Consider the following 15,493-nt stretch of genomic DNA (forward strand, 5'->3'; position numbering starts at 1 on the left):
GCGCATGAGCGCCACATCGTCGGCTCGGGCCGCAAGGCCGTCGAGCATCCGGCCTTCACGGCCGTCAACATCGTGCTCGGCAATCTCAAGACCGCGATCACCGGCACCTATCACGCCTTCGATTTCGCCAAATATGGCCATCGCTATCTGGCCGAAGTCGCCTATCGCTTCAACCGTCGGTTCGATCTGTCCAGCATCCTCAGGCGCCTGATCCGCGCCGCCGCGCGGACCGCACCATGGCCTGATCCCAAGCTCAGGTTGGCTGCGATTCGCACCTAATCAGGTTCGGAAATGCCATCAGGCCTGATGGCCCGTACCGTTCCCGACTCTACCGAGGCGATACGGCACTTGCCACCTCGCGCGGATCACGTCGGAATCGAGCATTGGTGCCGACAGAGGGACTCGAACCCCCGACCCACTGATTACAAATCAGTAGCTCTACCAACTGAGCTATGCCGGCGCGCGCCGGATTGTAGCCGGGATGCCGCCGCGCCAGACAAGCCGAGCTGTATCACGGCCAGCACTGCCACGATAATGCGCGCTTTCCACGTTCTGCCTGCTGCGACCCATGAGCGAAATCGAACTGCACCGCAAACTGCTCGGCGATGCACCACGCAATGCCGCTTTTCACCGCGCGCTGCAGCAACTGATCCGGCCAGGCCACAGCACGGTGCTCGACATCGGCGCCGGGACCGGCTTCCTGTCGTTTCTCGCACGTCGCCTCGGGGCGCGCCAGGCCACCTTGATCGAATACACCGACGCCCTCGAGCTGGCCGAGGAACTGGCACGCCGCAACCGCATCGACGGGCTCAGCTTCCTGAAGGCCCACTCCAGCGAGGTCCGGCGCAAGATGTCGGTTGACATCGTTGTCACTGAAACTCTCGGAAACTACGCGCTGGAAGAGAATTTTCTGGAGACGGCGATCGACGCGCGACGCTTTCTCAAGGCCGATGGCGCCATCATCCCCGGCCGCCTGCGCCAGTTCGTCGCGCCGGTCTTCGCCTCCCGCCTGCAGGCCGAGATCGATGTCTGGCCGCAGATCGGTTATGACCTCGATCTGGCGCCGGCGCGCAGCATCTCGCTCAACAATATGTACGTGCGCAGCATCGAAGCGAGTGACCTCGGCGGCAGTGCCGAGCATGCTCAACTCTGGGATGATCTGGACGTCCGTCCGCAGCGTCCGGCACCGCCGAGTGCGCGGCGCCGGACGCTGCACTGGAAGGCAGCAGCGCTGCCTTCCTCGCGCATCGAAGGCTATGCACTGTGGTGGGAGGCGGAACTCGTCGAGGGCGTGACGATCTCCACCTCGCCGTTCTCGCCGCCGACGCACTGGCAGCAGATCTACCTGCCGCTGCTCGCTCCCTGCGTGCTCGACGCGGGCGACACGCTGGAGCTGACACTGGGCTCCGATACCCGGCCGGAAGTCGGCGTGCGGGTCTCATGGAAGACCCGTGTGCTGCGCGCCGGCAAGGTGATTCAGGAACAAGCGCTCGACAGCCTGCGCGGCCAGCTCTAGGGGTTGCGGTTCGCCACCTGGCCAGGCGCCGTGTCCCGTTCGAGTTCACTCAGATGCCGCAACGCGTACTCGCGACCGTCGCCGCACATCTCCAGGCTCGGCTGCAGGCCGCCGCAGACCGCCGGCCGACGCGGATCGCCGAACAGGTCGCAGCCGAGGTCGGTCCGCAAATGCAGACAGGGCACACCCGCCGGCTTGCCGCCCGGCATCAGCGGCAGCGGTGAGCTGATCGACGGCGCGATACAGCAAGCGCCGCAGCGCGGCCGGCACTTCATCGCGTCAATGCCTTAGGCTTGCGCCACGAAATTTCTGGCTTTGGATTCCATGACATGAACCGCATTCTCAAGGACCTCGTCAATCTGCTCAATCTCGAGACCCTCGAGGACAATCTGTTCCGCGGCGAATCGCGCGATCTCGGCGGCAAGAGCGTGTTCGGGGGGCAGGTCATCGGCCAGGCGCTGGCCGCGGCGTCGCGCACGGTCAGCGACGCGGTGCCGCACTCGCTGCATGCCTACTTCCTGCGTCCGGGCGACATGAGCCGCTCGATCGTCTACGAGGTCGACCGCATCCGCGACGGGCGCAGCTTCACGGCGCGACGCGTACAGGCGATCCAGGGCGGGCAGCCGATCCTGTCGATGATGGCTTCGTTCCAGCGCCCCGAGGCCGGTCTGGAACATCAGGCGCCGATGCCGCCGGTACCGTCGCCCGATCAGCTCAAGCCGATGTCCGCGTACTACGAGCAGTGGCTCGACGAAGTGCCGGATCTGCCCGAACGCGTGCACACCGCCCTGACGCGCGAGGTCGCGATCGAATTCAAGCCGGTGAATCCGTACAACCCGCTGAAGCCCTCGCAGCTCGACCCGGCGCAGGGTATCTGGTTCCGCGCCGGCGGCAAGCTGCCAGACGACCCGCTGCTGCATCGCTGCGTGCTCGCCTACGCCTCCGATTTCCATCTGCTGTCGACGGCATTGCGCCCGCACGCCAGGACCTGGCTCACCGACAGCATGGCGGTCGCCAGCATCGATCACGCGATCTGGTTCCACCGCGAGCTGCGTGTCGACGACTGGCTGCTGTACGCGATGGACTCGCCGACCGCGCAGGGTGCGCGCGGCCAGTCGCGCGGACTGATTTATGACCGCGCCGGCCGGCTGGTCGCCAGCGTCGTGCAGGAGAACCTCATGCGCGAGCTCTCGCCCGGCTGAAGCGCCAGCGCTGCATGGCGCCGCCACCCGCCGCTGCCGCCCCGCCAATGCAGACCGCGCGGTAGAGGCCTAAGCTGCCGGCATGAACAAGCGAGCCGGACATCCGCCGCCGAAGCGTGTCGCGCCAACCGACCTGCAGCGCTGGCGCGGGCTCGTCTCGTTGTGCGGCGACGCCTACGCGCAGGCGAGCGCGCGCATTCACGACTTCCATCGCGCGATTGCCCGCCGCCCGTTCGCGGCGCTCGATGCCGTTCCGGGCATCGCACAGGCGGCGACGCCCGTGCGCGTGCTGCATGACGGCATCACCGACGGCGTCTATCTCGGCGTGCACCAGATCGGCGCGCTGGCCTTCGACACCGCCACCGCCGCGCTCGACGCCGCAGCCCGCATACGCGGTGCCGAAGCGCCGCGCGCACGGCCGCGCTTCGACGCCATTGCCAGCGCCCTGAGCGGCGCCTTCGGCGACCACCTCGCGGTCCGGCGCAGTGCGCTCGCCCCGCGCGCGGCCTTCCATGCCGACGGCCTGCCCCTGCCGCTGACGCGCGAAGCGCTCGCGCAATCGTTCGCGGCGCCGCAGCCGCGGCTCGTCGTGTTCGTGCATGGCCTGTGCTGCAACGAGACCAGCTGGCAGCTCTATCGGGATCCGCAACGCCCGCAGACGCGCCCCTACGGCGAACGCCTGCAAGACGTCGGCTACAGCGCGCTCTATCTGCGCTACAACACCGGCGCGCATATCTCGCACAGCGGCCGCCGCCTCGCGCACTTGCTGCGTCGGCTCGTCGCGCAATGGCCGGTCGCGGTCGACGAGATCGTGCTGATCGGGCACAGCATGGGAGGTCTGGTCAGCCGCGCCGCCATCGCCCACGGCTTGCGCCGCGGCGACGCCTGGACGACGGCCGTGCGCCATGTGTTCTGCCTGGGTTCGCCGCACCGCGGCGCTCCGCTCGAAAAAGCCGTGCACGGCGCGACGCAGCTGATGCAGGCCTTCGAGCTTTCGCGGCCCTGGGCGCAGGCGCTCGATCTGCGTTCGGTCGGCATCCGCGACCTGCGCCATGGCGCGACCGCCGACGCCGACTGGCGCCAGGCCGCGCGGCGTGAATGGCGCCCGCCGCAGCCGCTGCCGCGCGCCGGACACGCGCGCTACCACTTCATCGGCAGCAGCCTCGGCCTCGATGCCCGCGACTGGCGCGGTCGCTGCTTCGGCGACGGCCTCGTGCGCCTGCCGAGCGCGCTGGCCCATGAACTCGCCGACGCCGACACCGCGGTGCTGTTCGGCCGCCATCACCTGCAGCTGCTCAACGACCCGGACGTCTACCGCCTGCTCGCCAGTACGCTCGGGCTCGGCACCGGCGCGGACGAACGCTTGACCGACGCGCCGATCGCGTCGGCCTGAGCGCGCTCAGGCGACGGCCGACTCGACGCCGTCTTCGAAGAAGCGCGCCACGGCCTCGCGCTGCAGGCGCACATCGGTGAGCTGATTGATCGCGCCCCAGAAGGTGGCCGCATCCGGCTGCGCCTGGCAGTACCACTGGATGTGCTTGCGCGCCACGCGCACGCCGCGCCCTTCGCCGTAGAAAGCGTAGAGCGCGTCCAGATGCTCCAGCAGCCAGCGCCGGATCTCGAAACGCGACGGCGGCGGCAGGGGCTCGCCGGTCGCCAGGAAATGAGCGATCTCGCGAAAGATCCACGGTCGCCCCTGCGCCGCACGACCGATCATCAGTGCGTCGGCGCCGGTGCGGCGCAAGACCTCGCGCGCCTTCTGCGGCGCATCGATATCGCCATTGGCGATGATGGGAATCCGCAGCGTCTGCTTGACCGCCGCGATCGTCTCGTACTCCGCCTCGCCCTCGTAATGATCCTCGCGCGTGCGCCCGTGCACGGTCAGCGCCTGGATGCCGCAGTCCTCGGCGATGCGCGCGATGCGCAGCGCGTTGCGCTCGGCGCGCGAGAAACCGGTGCGGATCTTCAAGGTCACCGGAACCTCGACCGCGGCCACCACCGCAGCGCAGATCCGCGCCACCAGCGCCTCATCGCGCAACAGCGCCGAGCCGGCATCGACGCGGCAGACCTTCTTCGCCGGGCAGCCCATGTTGAGGTCGATGATCTGCGCCCCGTGCGCCACGTTGTAGCGCGCCGCCTCGGCCATCTGCTGCGGATCGTAGCCGGCAATCTGCACCGCGATCGGCGCGTGCTCGCCGTCGTGATCGATGCGCAGCCGCGACTTCTCGGTATGCCAGAGGCTGGCGTCGGAACTCGTCATCTCGCTGACCGCGAGTCCCGCTCCCAGCCGGCGGCAGAGCTGCCGGAACGGACGATCGGTGACGCCCGCCATGGGCGCCAGCAGCAAGGGAGTAGCGATGGAGTAAGGGCCGATCTGCATCGGCGTATTGTCGCGGAGCGGCGCCAGCAAGTCATTCAAATACTTTGAAGTCATACCTCAAATCATTTTGCTGTCGTCGCTCAGAGGAGATGACTATTGTGAACGCTAACAGCCGGTCCCCCAACGTCATCCGTCCCCCCCCCCCCCCCCCGGATGACGTCCCCCCGACGGCGGATCGCAAGATCCGCCGTTTTTTATTGCGCGGCGCCGAGAGCTCGTCCGGAAGGGCGCGAACCCGGCCGCGGCCGGCCATCGACCTCGATGCGCCGGGCGCTGGCCATCGGCTTGGCGCCAAGCTTTATCGACGGCGGCAGAACGCGCGTGCGGCCGGAAACGGCGTCGGCGCTACTCGGCGCGCCGCGCTTCGCCGGACTCAGAAACCGTCGAGCGGCATCGTCAGGCAAGTCTCGTCGAAGCGAACGAGCAGCGCCGCCAGCCGCTCGATCTTCGGCAGCTCGTAACGGGTGAAGAAGCGGCAGGCGTGGCGCTTGCCGCGATAGAACGCCTGTCCGGCCTCGTCGGCCGCCGCCGCCAGCGCGCGCTCGGCGACGAGGGCCTGCAGCAGCCACATCCAGGCGACGACCACCTGCCCCAGCATTTCCAGGTACGCCGTCGCGTTGGCGAGGAAGCGTTCGATCTCGCCGCGCTGCGCGCCCGCGGCGAGCTGCGCGGTGACGTCGGCGACCCGCGCGACCGCGGCGCGCAGCGCCTCGGCATCCTCGGCGAGCGCCGGCAGCGCCGCCGCCTCGTCGGCGGTCGCCGTGATGCGCGCAAGCAGCAGACGGAACGCCGCACCGTTGGCCATCAACACCTTGCGGCCGAGCAGGTCGAGCGCCTGGATGCCGGTCGTGCCTTCATGGATCGGATTGAGCCGGTTGTCGCGGTAGAGCCGTTCCAGCGGATAGTCGCGCGTGTAGCCGTAGCCGCCGAGCACCTGGATCGCCAGCTTGTTCGCCTCCAGCCCGAATTCGCTCGGCCAGCTCTTGGCGATCGGCGTCAGCACCTCGAGCAGCTGATGCAGCGCGTGGCGCTGCGCCTCGTCCTCGGCGATCGCCTGCTCGTCGACCAGCCGCGCGCAGTACAGGCACAGCGCCAGCGCGCCCTCGGCATAGACCTTCTGCTGCAGGAGCATGCGGCGCACGTCGGCATGCTCGATGATCGGCACGGGTTTGGCGTCGGGATCCTTGTTGGCGACCGGCCGACCCTGCGGCCGATGCCGCGCGTAATCGAGCGAATAGCGATAACCGGCGCAGGCCAGCGCTGCCGCGCCCATGCCGACGCCGATGCGCGCCTCGTTCATCATGTGGAACATGTAGGCGAGGCCATGGTTCGGCTCGCCGATCAGCTCGCCGACCGCCGGCTCGCTCTCGCCGAAGTTCAGCGCCGCATTGACGGTGCCGCGATAGCCCATCTTGTGATTGAGGCCGGCCACGTGCACGCCGTTGCGCGCACCGATGCGGCCTTCGCCGTCGACCCGGAACTTCGGCACGATGAACAGCGAGATGCCGCGCACGCCGGACGGCGCGCCGTCGATGCGCGCGAGCACGTGATGAACGATGTTCTCCGACAGCTCGTGATCGGCGCCCGAGATCCACATCTTGTTGCCGACCAGGTGATACGTGCCGTCGGCCTGCGCAATCGCACGCGTGCGGATGTCGCCCAGCGAGGAGCCGGCCTGCGGCTCGGACAGGCACATCGTGCCGAACCAGCGTCCTTCGAGCATCGGCCGCATGTAGCGCGCCTTCTGTGCGGCGCTGCCGTGCGCACGCTGCAGATTGGCAGCCGCCGCGGTCAGGAACGGATAGCCGGCGGTGCCGGCGTTGGCGGCGGTGAAATAGCCCATCGCCGCCCCGGTCAGCGTGTACGGCAACTGCAGGCCGCCGTCTTCGATCGGGAACGCGGCGGCGATGAAGCCGCCGTCGATGTAGGCGGCGAGCGCCTGCTTGACCTCCGGAATCAGCGCCACGCGACTGCCGTCAAAGCTCGGCTCGTTGGCGTCGAGCTTGGCCGCATGCGGCAGGAACTCCTCTTCGGCGATCTTCTGCGCCGCGTCGAGCACGGCATCGAAGCTCGCACGGTCGTGCATCGAAAAGCGCGGCGCCGCGGTCAGCTCGGTGAGGCGCAACACTTCATGGAGCAGGAAGTCGAGATCCCGGCGTTCGATCAGCTGCGGCACGGCCGCTCTCCTTTGATGGTTCGTTCTGGACCGCAGCCGACGGCGCCGCGGGCCGGCAGGATAACGAGCGTCGCGCACCAGCGTCGAGCCGCGCCGCGGTCAGCACGCATCCGCTAAGCTGCGCGCCGCTTTGTCATTTTCGTCGCGTCCATGCCCGTCCAGAATCTTCCGGCGCCGAGCACGCCGCTGCTGCTGCTCGAAACCCGCCTCGGCCTCGAGCTTGCGTCGCTCGCCCTGGCTTATCCGCGCCTGCGCCGCACGCTGCCGCGCGGCAGCGGCCAGCCGGTGCTGGTCATCCCCGGCTTCGGCATGAGCGATCGCACCATCACGCCGCTGCTGGCCGTGCTTCGGCGCCTCGGCTATGCCGCCTGCGGCTGGGGCCTCGGCCGCAATCTCGGCATGCGCCGCGGCGTCAAGGAACAGCTGGCGACGCGTCTGCGCGAACTGCACGAGCAGCACACGCAGCCGGTGACGCTGGTCGGCTGGAGCCTCGGCGGCGTCTTCGCGCGCGAACTGGCCCGGCATCAGGCCCCGTACGTACGCCGCGTCATCACGCTCGGCAGCCCGATCAACGGCCACCCCGACGCCAACAACATGGTCACGCTGTTCCGCCTCGCCAACCGCGGCCAGCCGGTCAAGACCGATCTCGACGGCTTCGCGCGGCGCATCGCGCCGCCGCCGGTGCCGTGCACCGCCGTTTACACGAAGACCGACGGCATCGTCGCCTGGCGCGCCTGCCTCGAAGATCCGGCACCGAACACCGAGAACGTCGAGGTGCACGGCAGCCATCTCGGCCTGCCGTTCAATCCGCAGGTCCTGCGCGTCATCGTCCAACGCCTCGCGCGCGCCGACTGAAACCCGTCGCTGTCGCCGCAGACCCTGCGGCTCGATCTGACGCGGCACCGGATTAGACACGTGTTGAATTACTGACACTGCGTCAGTAAAGTCGGGCACAGAATCTGGGAGGAGAACCCGTGAGCCGCGCCCGAACCGCGAGCCGCAGCCATAGCCGGCAGCGCCGCGACGACGAGAAGGAATTGCGCCGCGAAGCGATCATCGATGCCGCCGAGGCGGTCTTCGCGCGCGCAGGTTTCGAGACCGCGAAGATGGAGGACGTCGCGCGCCGCGCGCGCATCTCGCGGGCGCTCGTCTACCTGTACTTCAAGAACAAGGCCGAGCTGCAGCTGGCCGTCTGCCGGCGCGCGCTTAACATCCTGCGCGAGCGGCTCGTCGCCGCCGCGGCGGCGGCACCGAGCGGCTATGCGCAGATCGGCGCGATCGGCCGCGCCTACATCGCCTTCGCCGACGAGTTCCCGCTGTACTTCGCGGCGCTGTCACGCTTCGAAGCGCACCGTCCGGAATCCGTGGCGCCGGGCTCGACCGAACGCGCCGTACTCGAAGCCGGCGTCGCCGTGCACGAAGTGACGATCGCCGCACTCCGCCAAGGCATGCGCGATGGCACGATCCGCCGCATCGACAAGCCGATGCTGGTGGCGCTGACCCTGTGGGGTTTCACGCACGGCGCGATCCAGATCGCGCAGACCAAGGCCGCCTTTCTCGAGGAAGTGGGCCTGTCGGCCGACGAATTCCTCGGTCATGCGATCCGCTTCGGCACCGGTGGGCTGCAGCCCGCTGCCGCACCCGCCAAAGGCAAGCGCAAATGAGCATGGCGATCACCAGACGGGCGTGGCTCGTCGCCGCACTGCTGGCGCTGCCGGCCGGTCTTGCCGCCGCCGGCGATGAGAACCTGCAGGCCTATCTCGACGAGGCACTCGCCGCCAACCCGGTGCTGGCGGCGCGCGGCGAGGACGTGCGCGCCAGCGACTACGCGCTCGACGACGCCCGCGCCCAGCAGTATCCGCAGCTCAGCTTCAACGCCCGCTACACGCAGGCGCACGGCGGACGCACGATCGACCTGCCGGTCGGTGACCTGCTGAATCCGGTCTACGACACGCTCAACCAGATGCTCGTGCAGCAGGGCCAGCCGGCGCAGTTCCCGAACATCAACAACCAGCGCATCCGCTTCCTGCGCGAGCACGAGCAGGAAACCAAGCTGTCCCTGAGCGCGCCGCTGTTCACGCCCGAATTGTGGGCCAACGTCGACGCCAAGCGCGCGCTGGCCGGCGCCAGCCGCGCCGAACGCGAGGCGTACGCGCGCAGTCTCGTGCGCGAGCTCAAGCGCGCCTACTACGGCGCCGTCCAGGCCGAGGCCGCGGCCGGCATCCTCGAAGCGAGCGAACGCCTGCTCGCCGAAGACGTGCGGGTCTCGCAGTCGCTGACCGATGCCGGCAAGGCGACGCGCGATCGCGTGCTGCGCGCCGAAGCCGAGCGCCTCGCCGCCGTGCAGCGCCTCGATGAAGCGCGCGCCCAGGCCAAGCAGGCACGCCGGCTCGTCAATCTGCTGCGCGCGCAGCCGGACGATGCGCCGCTGACGCTGCCGGCGCCGGACTCCCTGCATCTGCCGCCGGCCGCGGCGCCTGCCGCGCAGACACGCCCCGAACTGCGCCAGCTCGACCGCACACTGAACGCCGCCGAAGCCGGCGAGCGCGCCGCGCGCGCCGCACAGTGGCCGACGCTCGGCCTGGCTGCCGACTACGGCATCCAGGGCGAGGACTATCGCAGCGACAGCGAATCGGACTTCGATACCGTCTCGCTGGTCTTGCGCTGGAATCTCTGGGATTCCGGCAGCCGCCGCGCGCAGCGCGGCCAGGCCGCTGCGCAAAGCGCCAGCCTGCGCGCCGAGCGCGACGATCTGGTCCGTCGCCTGCGGCTGGCGCGCCTCGCCGCCGAGGACAATCTGGCCACGGCGCTGCGCGCAGTCGACAGCGGCACCGCGCGCCTCACCGCCGCCGAGGAAAGCTTCCGCATCGCCGAACGCAAGCGCGCCGCGGCGGCGCTGTCGCAGATCGAGTTCCTCGACGCCGAGCGCGCGCTGCGCGAGGCCCGGCTGGGGCTGGCGATCGCGCGCTGCGGCGCGCTCGATCGCGGCGCCGAGCTGGAGCTGGCGAGCGCGAGCTATCCCCTTCCCGACTCTCTCGTGGCGCCCTGACCGATGAACGACTTCCACGCCTGCATCCGTCGTGCGCCCTGGCTCCTCGGTGGTGCGTTCCTGCTCAGCGCCTGCGGTCCGGGCCAGGCTCCGGAACCGGCGGCGGCGGCGCCGCGCGCGGTGCGCGCGGCGCTGGTCGCAAGCGGTCCGGCCGAAGCACCTATCATCGCCAGCGGCGTGCTCGCCTCGCGCGACGAGGCGCGGCTCGCGTTCAAGTCCGGCGGCGTCGTGCGCCGTATCGCGGTGCGCGCCGGCGACAGCGTGCGCAAGGGCGAGGTGCTCGCCGAGATCGAGACCACCGAGATCGGCGCCGGCGTCGCCCAGGCGCGCGCCGCCCACGACAAGGCGCGGCGCGATCTCGAACGCGGCCGCCAGCTCTACGCCGACGACGTCATCACCCGCGAGCAGCTCGACGATCTCGGCACCGCCGAGACGGTCGCGCGCGCGCAGCTCGACGCGGCGCAATACAACCTCGGCCACGCCCAGATCGTGGCGCCGGCCGACGGCGTCGTGCTGCGCCGCTACGTCGAGCCGCGCGAAACGGTTGCCGCCGGCCAGCCGATCGTCGAGATCGGCCAGACCGGCTCCGGCCACGTGCTCAAACTCGGGCTCGCCGACCGCGATGTGGTGCGCGTGATGCTCGGCGACCGCGCCGATGTCGAGTTCGACGCCTATCCGGCGCAGCGCTTCGCGGCGCGCGTGGTCGAGATCAGCCGCGCCGCCGACCCGCGCAGCGGCACCTTCCCGATCGAGATCGAACTCGACGCCGCCGCGATTGCGGCCGGGATGCGCCTGCCGAGCGGCCTGGTCGGCCGCGCCACGATCACCGCGCGCGGCGCCGGCGCGACGCGCAGCTACGTGCCGCTCGCCGCGCTGGTCGAAGGCGACCAGCACGCGACCACGATCTTCACCCTCGACGGCCAGGTCGCGCATCGGCGCAAGGTGGCCATCGCCTTCGTCGCCGGCGAGCAGGCCGCGCTCGAACAGCCGCTGCCCGAAGGCACGCGTCTGATCACCGACGGCGCCAGCTATCTGGTCGACGGCGAGACCGTGCGCGTCGTCGACTGAGCCGCCGCCATGCGCATTTCCGAATTCGCGGTCCGCAACGTCCCGTTCATGCTGGTCGCGTCGCTGCTGCTGACGGCGCTCGGCATTTCGGCGTGGACGAAGATCTCGCGCACCGAAGATCCACATTTCCCGATCTCGGCGTTCTCGATCGTCGTGCTCTATCCGGGCGCCGATCCCCAGGAAGTGGAGCGTCAGGTCGCCGAACCGATCGAGGACGCGATCCACACGCTCGACGATGTCAAGGAGATCGTCAGCACCGCCGACGACAGCCTCGGCATCGTGCGTGTCGAGTTCGAGGCCTACGTCGATACCGACAAGAAATACGACGAGCTGACGCGCGAGCTCGATGCCCTGTCGCGCAAGCTGCCGCCCGGCGTCGCCAGCGTCGAGATCAACAAGATCAATCCGGGCGACGTCAACATCGTGCAGTACGCGCTGGTCTCGGCCGATGCCTCGTACCGCACGCTCGAGGATGCCGCCGAGGACCTCAAGGACGCGCTCGAGCGCGTGCCGGGCGTCAACAAATCGGAGACCTGGGCCTACCCGCAGCGCGAGCTGCGCGTCGAACTCAATCTGGAACGCATGGCCGAGCTGCGCCTGCAGCCGGCCCAGGTGCTCGGCGTGATCCAGGCCGACAACACCAACGTGCCGGGCGGCGCCGTCGAAGCCGGCCCGCGGCGCTTCAACATCAAGACCAGCGGCGCCTTCCACAGCCTGCAGCAGATCCGCGATGCGGTCGTCACCGGCAACGGCGCGCATGCGATCCGCGTCGCCGACATTGCCGACGTGCGCTGGGACGCCGGCCCGTACGACTACGTCGCCCGCTTCGACGGCCGCCGCGCGGTGTTCGTGACCGCCAACCAGAAGAGCGGCCGCAACATCTTCGAAACCAAGCAGGCGATCGACGCCGCGGTCGCGGACTACGCGAAGACGCTGCCGGCCGGCGTCACGCTCGAACTCGGCTTCGACCAGTCGCGCAACGTCAGGACCCGCCTCGACCGGCTCGGCCACGACTTCATGCTGGCGATCGTGCTGGTCGCGGTGACGCTGCTGCCGCTCGGCCTGCGCGCCGCCGGCATCGTCATGGTGTCGCTGCCGCTGTCGCTGCTGAGCGGCCTTGCGGCGCTGTACTTCGCCGGCTTTTCGCTCAACCAGCTGTCGATCGCCGGCTTCGTGATCGCCCTCGGCCTGCTGGTCGACGATTCGATCGTCGTCACCGAGAACATCGCGCGCTTCCTGCGCATGGGCCATTCGCCGGACGAAGCGGCGATCCGCGCGACCCGGCAGATCGCGCTCGCCGTGCTCGGCTGCACGGCGACGCTGCTGTTCGCGTTCGTGCCGCTGCTGGCGCTGCCCGGCAACCCCGGCAAGTTCATCCGCTCGATGCCGCTCGCCGTGGTGCTCACCGTCAGCGCCTCGCTGCTCGTGTCGCTGACGGTGATCCCCTTTCTCGCCTCGCGCGTGCTGCCGCGCGACGGCGGCGAGGAAGGCAATGCCCTCCTGCACGGGCTGATGTACCTGATCCGCCGCATCTACTCGCCGTGGCTGCGCCGCGCGCTGGCGCATCCGCGCCTGACGGTGCTGCTGTCGGCGCTCGCCTTCGCGCTGAGTTTCGCGCTGGTGCCGCTGATGGGCCTGTCGCTGTTCCCCAAAGCCGATACGCCGCAGTTCCTGATCACGATCACGACGCCGAACGGCAGCAGCCAGACGCGCACCGGCGAAGCGCTCAGCGCTGTCGAGGCGATCCTGCACGCGCATCCCGAGATCAACCACACGCTGTCGAATCTCGGCCACGGCAACCCGCGCATCTACTACAACGTGTTCCCGCACGAGAACGCCGCGAACTACGCCGAAGTCTTCGTCCAGCTGCAGCGCTACGACCCGCAGACGACCCCGGCGCTGCTCGACACCTTGCGCCGTGAGTTCGACGCACTGCCGGGCACCGAAATCGTCGTCAAGGAATTCGAGAACGGCCCGCCGATCGAGGCCCCGATCGCGCTGCGCGTCATCGGTCCGGACCTCGACCGCCTGCGCGAGCTGGCTGCCGAGGTCGAAACCCTGATGCGGGCGACGCCCGGCGTGCGCAACATCAGCAATCCGCTGCGCCGCGCGCGCGTCGATCTGCAGCTCGACGTCGATACCGCCAAGGCCGGCCTGCTCGGCGTGCCGGTGCTCGATCTCGACCGCGCCGTGCGTCTGGCCGTCGCCGGACTGTCGGCCGGCGACTTCCACGAGCCGGACGGCGACAAGTATCCGATCGTGCTGCGCGCACCGATGCGCGAGCGGCCGACGCTGGCGACCCTCGAAGGCATACACGTCGCCACCGCCGCCGGCGTGCAGGTACCGCTCGCGGAGCTGGCGACGCTCAAGCTCAGCGAATCCTCGCCGCGCATCTATCGGCGCAACCGCGAACGCGCGGTGTCGATCTCCGCGTATACCGAGAACGGCTACAACACCGAGTCGCTGACGCAGCAACTGCTCGCCGGCCTTGCGAAGATGGACCTGCCGCCGGGCTACCGCTACGAGGCCGGCGGCGAACTCGAAGGCCGCAAGGACAGCTTCGCCGGCTTCGGCACCGCAATCATCGTCGCGATCGCCGGCATCATGGCCGTGCTGGTGCTCGAGTTCGGCAGCTTCAAGAGCACGCTGATCGTCGCCGGCGTGATTCCGCTCGGCGTCACCGGCGGCATCGTCATGCTGTTCGTCTGCGGCTACACGCTGAGCTTCACGGCAATGATCGGCTTCATCGCCCTGATCGGCATCGAGATCAAGAACTCGATCCTGCTCGTCGACTTCACCAATCAGCTGCGCGAGCAGGGCAAGCCGCTCGACGAGGCGATCGCCGAGGCCGGCGAGATCCGCTTCCTGCCGATCCTGCTGACCTCGGTGACGGCGATCGGCGGCATGCTGCCGCTGGCGCTGCAGGACTCGCCCCTGTATTCGCCGATGGCGCTGGTCATCATCGGCGGCCTGATCAGCTCGACGCTGATCGGCCGCCTGGTCACGCCGGTGATGTACAAGCTGCTGCCGCCGGAACTGCGCACGCAGCCGGCAACGGTCGGCGCGCTTAGGCGCCGACCGCACGGCGCTCGTACCAGCGCCGCGAGCGGCGCACGATCGCGACCACGCTGAGCATCACCGGCACCTCGACGAGCACGCCGACGACGGTCGCCAGCGCCGCGCCCGAGTTGAGCCCGAACAGGCTGATCGCCGCGGCCACGGCGAGTTCGAAGAAGTTGCTCGCGCCGATCAGCGCCGACGGCCCGGCGACGCAGTAATCCTCGCCGCTCAGGCGGTTCAGCCAGTAGGCCAGTCCGGCGTTGAAATAGACCTGCACGATGATCGGCACCGCGAGCAGGCCGATCACCAGCGGCTGCGCGAGCAGCCGCTCACCCTGAAAGCCGAACAGCAGGACCAGCGTCGCCAGCAGCGCGAACAGCGAGACCGGCTGCAGGCGCCGCTGCAGCGCCGCGAGCCAGCCGCCGCGCAGCGCGAGATGGCGCAGCGCCTGGGCGAGCGCGGTCGGCACGACGATGTAGATCAGCACCGACAGCGCCAGCGTGGCCCACGGCACGCTGATCGCCGAAAAGCCGAGCAGCAGACCGACGATCGGCGCGAACGCGACGACCATGATCGCGTCGTTCAGCGCCACCTGGCTCAACGTGAAATGCGGCTCGCCTTCGCACAGATTGCTCCAGACGAAGACCATCGCCGTGCATGGCGCAGCGGCGAGCAGGATCAGGCCGGCGATGTACGAGTGCAGCTGTTCGGCCGGCAGCCAGGCCGCGAACCAGTGACCGATGAACAGCGCACCGAGCAGCGCCATCGAGAACGGCTTGACCGCCCAGTTCACGAACAGCGTCACGCCGATGCCGCGCCAGTGCCGCGCCACGCCGCGCAGCGCGCCGAAGTCGATCTTCAGCAGCATCGGCACGATCATCAGCCAGACCAGCAGCGCCACCGGCAGATTGACCTTCGCCAGCTCGATGCCGCCGAGCGCGGCGAAGCCCTGCGGCCAGAAGTGGCCGGCGCCGATACCGGCCACCATGCACAGCAGCACCCACAGCGTCAGCCAGCGCTCGAAGAAGCCGATCCGCGGCGC

Annotated in this window: 13 protein-coding genes and 1 tRNA gene; 9 read left to right on the plus strand and 5 right to left on the minus strand. The window is 69.4% G+C overall.

Going from position 1 to position 15,493, the window contains the following annotated elements; all coding sequences use genetic code 11:
• A partial coding sequence (locus H149_RS21270) for a transposase (protein WP_020650020.1) occupies positions 1 to 279 on the plus strand: 279 nt, incomplete at its 5' end.
• Positions 280 to 384: 105 nt separating this feature from the next.
• Here the strand turns inward: H149_RS21270 and H149_RS0115485 are convergent.
• Positions 385 to 460 (minus strand) — tRNA-Thr (locus H149_RS0115485).
• A 108-nt stretch (positions 461 to 568) separates the two neighbouring features.
• Here H149_RS0115485 and H149_RS0115490 point away from each other — a divergent pair.
• Positions 569 to 1,516, plus strand: a complete 948-nt coding sequence (locus H149_RS0115490; RefSeq protein WP_020650681.1) for a methyltransferase domain-containing protein — start codon at positions 569 to 571, stop codon at positions 1,514 to 1,516.
• On the opposite strand, the gene H149_RS0115495 is transcribed toward H149_RS0115490, so the two are convergent.
• Entirely contained in the window at positions 1,513 to 1,791 is a 279-nt protein-coding gene (locus tag H149_RS0115495) for a hypothetical protein (protein ID WP_020650682.1), read from the minus strand. The genes H149_RS0115490 and H149_RS0115495 overlap by 4 nt on opposite strands.
• A 54-nt stretch (positions 1,792 to 1,845) precedes the next feature.
• Here H149_RS0115495 and tesB point away from each other — a divergent pair, with 54 nt between their 5' ends.
• The gene (tesB, locus tag H149_RS0115500) at positions 1,846 to 2,718 is read left to right on the plus strand and encodes an acyl-CoA thioesterase II (protein WP_020650683.1); all 873 of its coding nucleotides are present in this window, start codon (positions 1,846 to 1,848) and stop codon (positions 2,716 to 2,718) included.
• 82 nt (positions 2,719 to 2,800) lie between these two features.
• The gene (locus tag H149_RS21275) at positions 2,801 to 4,111 is read left to right on the plus strand and encodes a lipase family alpha/beta hydrolase (RefSeq protein ID WP_020650684.1); all 1,311 of its coding nucleotides are present in this window, start codon (positions 2,801 to 2,803) and stop codon (positions 4,109 to 4,111) included.
• Positions 4,112 to 4,117: 6 nt separating this feature from the next.
• On the opposite strand, the gene dusB is transcribed toward H149_RS21275, so the two are convergent.
• Positions 4,118 to 5,152 (minus strand): tRNA dihydrouridine synthase DusB, encoded by a 1,035-nt coding sequence (gene dusB / locus H149_RS0115510; protein WP_436278845.1) that lies wholly within the window; start codon positions 5,150 to 5,152, stop codon positions 4,118 to 4,120.
• Positions 5,153 to 5,471: 319 nt separating this feature from the next.
• Entirely contained in the window at positions 5,472 to 7,274 is a 1,803-nt protein-coding gene (locus H149_RS0115515) for an acyl-CoA dehydrogenase (protein ID WP_020650686.1), read from the minus strand.
• Between the two features lie 150 nt (positions 7,275 to 7,424).
• Between H149_RS0115515 and H149_RS0115520 the strand changes: the two genes are divergently transcribed.
• The 5 genes from H149_RS0115520 to H149_RS0115540 all read left to right on the plus strand — a co-directional run bounded on the left by H149_RS0115520 (position 7,425) and on the right by H149_RS0115540 (position 14,523).
• Complete coding sequence (locus H149_RS0115520) at positions 7,425 to 8,129, plus strand: esterase/lipase family protein (protein WP_020650687.1); 705 nt, start codon at positions 7,425 to 7,427, stop codon at positions 8,127 to 8,129.
• 119 nt (positions 8,130 to 8,248) lie between these two features.
• Entirely contained in the window at positions 8,249 to 8,938 is a 690-nt protein-coding gene (locus H149_RS0115525) for a TetR/AcrR family transcriptional regulator (RefSeq protein WP_020650688.1), read from the plus strand.
• 2 nt (positions 8,939 to 8,940) lie between these two features.
• Positions 8,941 to 10,323, plus strand: a complete 1,383-nt coding sequence (locus H149_RS0115530; RefSeq protein WP_039749176.1) for a TolC family protein — start codon at positions 8,941 to 8,943, stop codon at positions 10,321 to 10,323.
• A 3-nt stretch (positions 10,324 to 10,326) separates the two neighbouring features.
• Positions 10,327 to 11,391, plus strand: a complete 1,065-nt coding sequence (locus H149_RS21280) for an efflux RND transporter periplasmic adaptor subunit (RefSeq protein ID WP_020650690.1) — start codon at positions 10,327 to 10,329, stop codon at positions 11,389 to 11,391.
• A gap of 9 nt (positions 11,392 to 11,400) precedes the next feature.
• Positions 11,401 to 14,523, plus strand: coding sequence for an efflux RND transporter permease subunit (locus tag H149_RS0115540; protein WP_020650691.1), 3,123 nt, complete (start codon positions 11,401 to 11,403; stop codon positions 14,521 to 14,523).
• Here the strand turns inward: H149_RS0115540 and arsB are convergent.
• Complete coding sequence (arsB, locus tag H149_RS0115545; RefSeq protein ID WP_026353220.1) at positions 14,459 to 15,484, minus strand: ACR3 family arsenite efflux transporter; 1,026 nt, start codon at positions 15,482 to 15,484, stop codon at positions 14,459 to 14,461. The genes H149_RS0115540 and arsB overlap by 65 nt on opposite strands.
• Positions 15,485 to 15,493 lie beyond the last annotated feature (9 nt).

This window comes from Solimonas variicoloris DSM 15731 (genome assembly GCF_000382285.1).
In the GTDB taxonomy this organism is placed as follows: domain Bacteria; phylum Pseudomonadota; class Gammaproteobacteria; order Nevskiales; family Nevskiaceae; genus Solimonas; species Solimonas variicoloris.

Bases quoted from the DNA above. Each gene is read 5' to 3' on its own strand.
- H149_RS0115520 (WP_020650687.1), top strand. From the start codon at position 7,425: ATGCCCGTCCAGAATCTTCCGGCGCCGAGCACGCCGCTGCTGCTGCTC.
- dusB (WP_436278845.1), bottom strand. From the start codon at position 5,152: ATGACTTCAAAGTATTTGAATGACTTGCTGGCGCCGCTCCGCGACAAT.
- H149_RS0115530 (WP_039749176.1), top strand. From the start codon at position 8,941: ATGGCGATCACCAGACGGGCGTGGCTCGTCGCCGCACTGCTGGCGCTG.
- H149_RS0115495 (WP_020650682.1), bottom strand. From the start codon at position 1,791: ATGAAGTGCCGGCCGCGCTGCGGCGCTTGCTGTATCGCGCCGTCGATC.
- H149_RS21280 (WP_020650690.1), top strand. From the start codon at position 10,327: ATGAACGACTTCCACGCCTGCATCCGTCGTGCGCCCTGGCTCCTCGGT.
- H149_RS21275 (WP_020650684.1), top strand. From the start codon at position 2,801: ATGAACAAGCGAGCCGGACATCCGCCGCCGAAGCGTGTCGCGCCAACC.
- H149_RS0115540 (WP_020650691.1), top strand. From the start codon at position 11,401: ATGCGCATTTCCGAATTCGCGGTCCGCAACGTCCCGTTCATGCTGGTC.
- tesB (WP_020650683.1), top strand. From the start codon at position 1,846: ATGAACCGCATTCTCAAGGACCTCGTCAATCTGCTCAATCTCGAGACC.
- H149_RS0115490 (WP_020650681.1), top strand. From the start codon at position 569: ATGAGCGAAATCGAACTGCACCGCAAACTGCTCGGCGATGCACCACGC.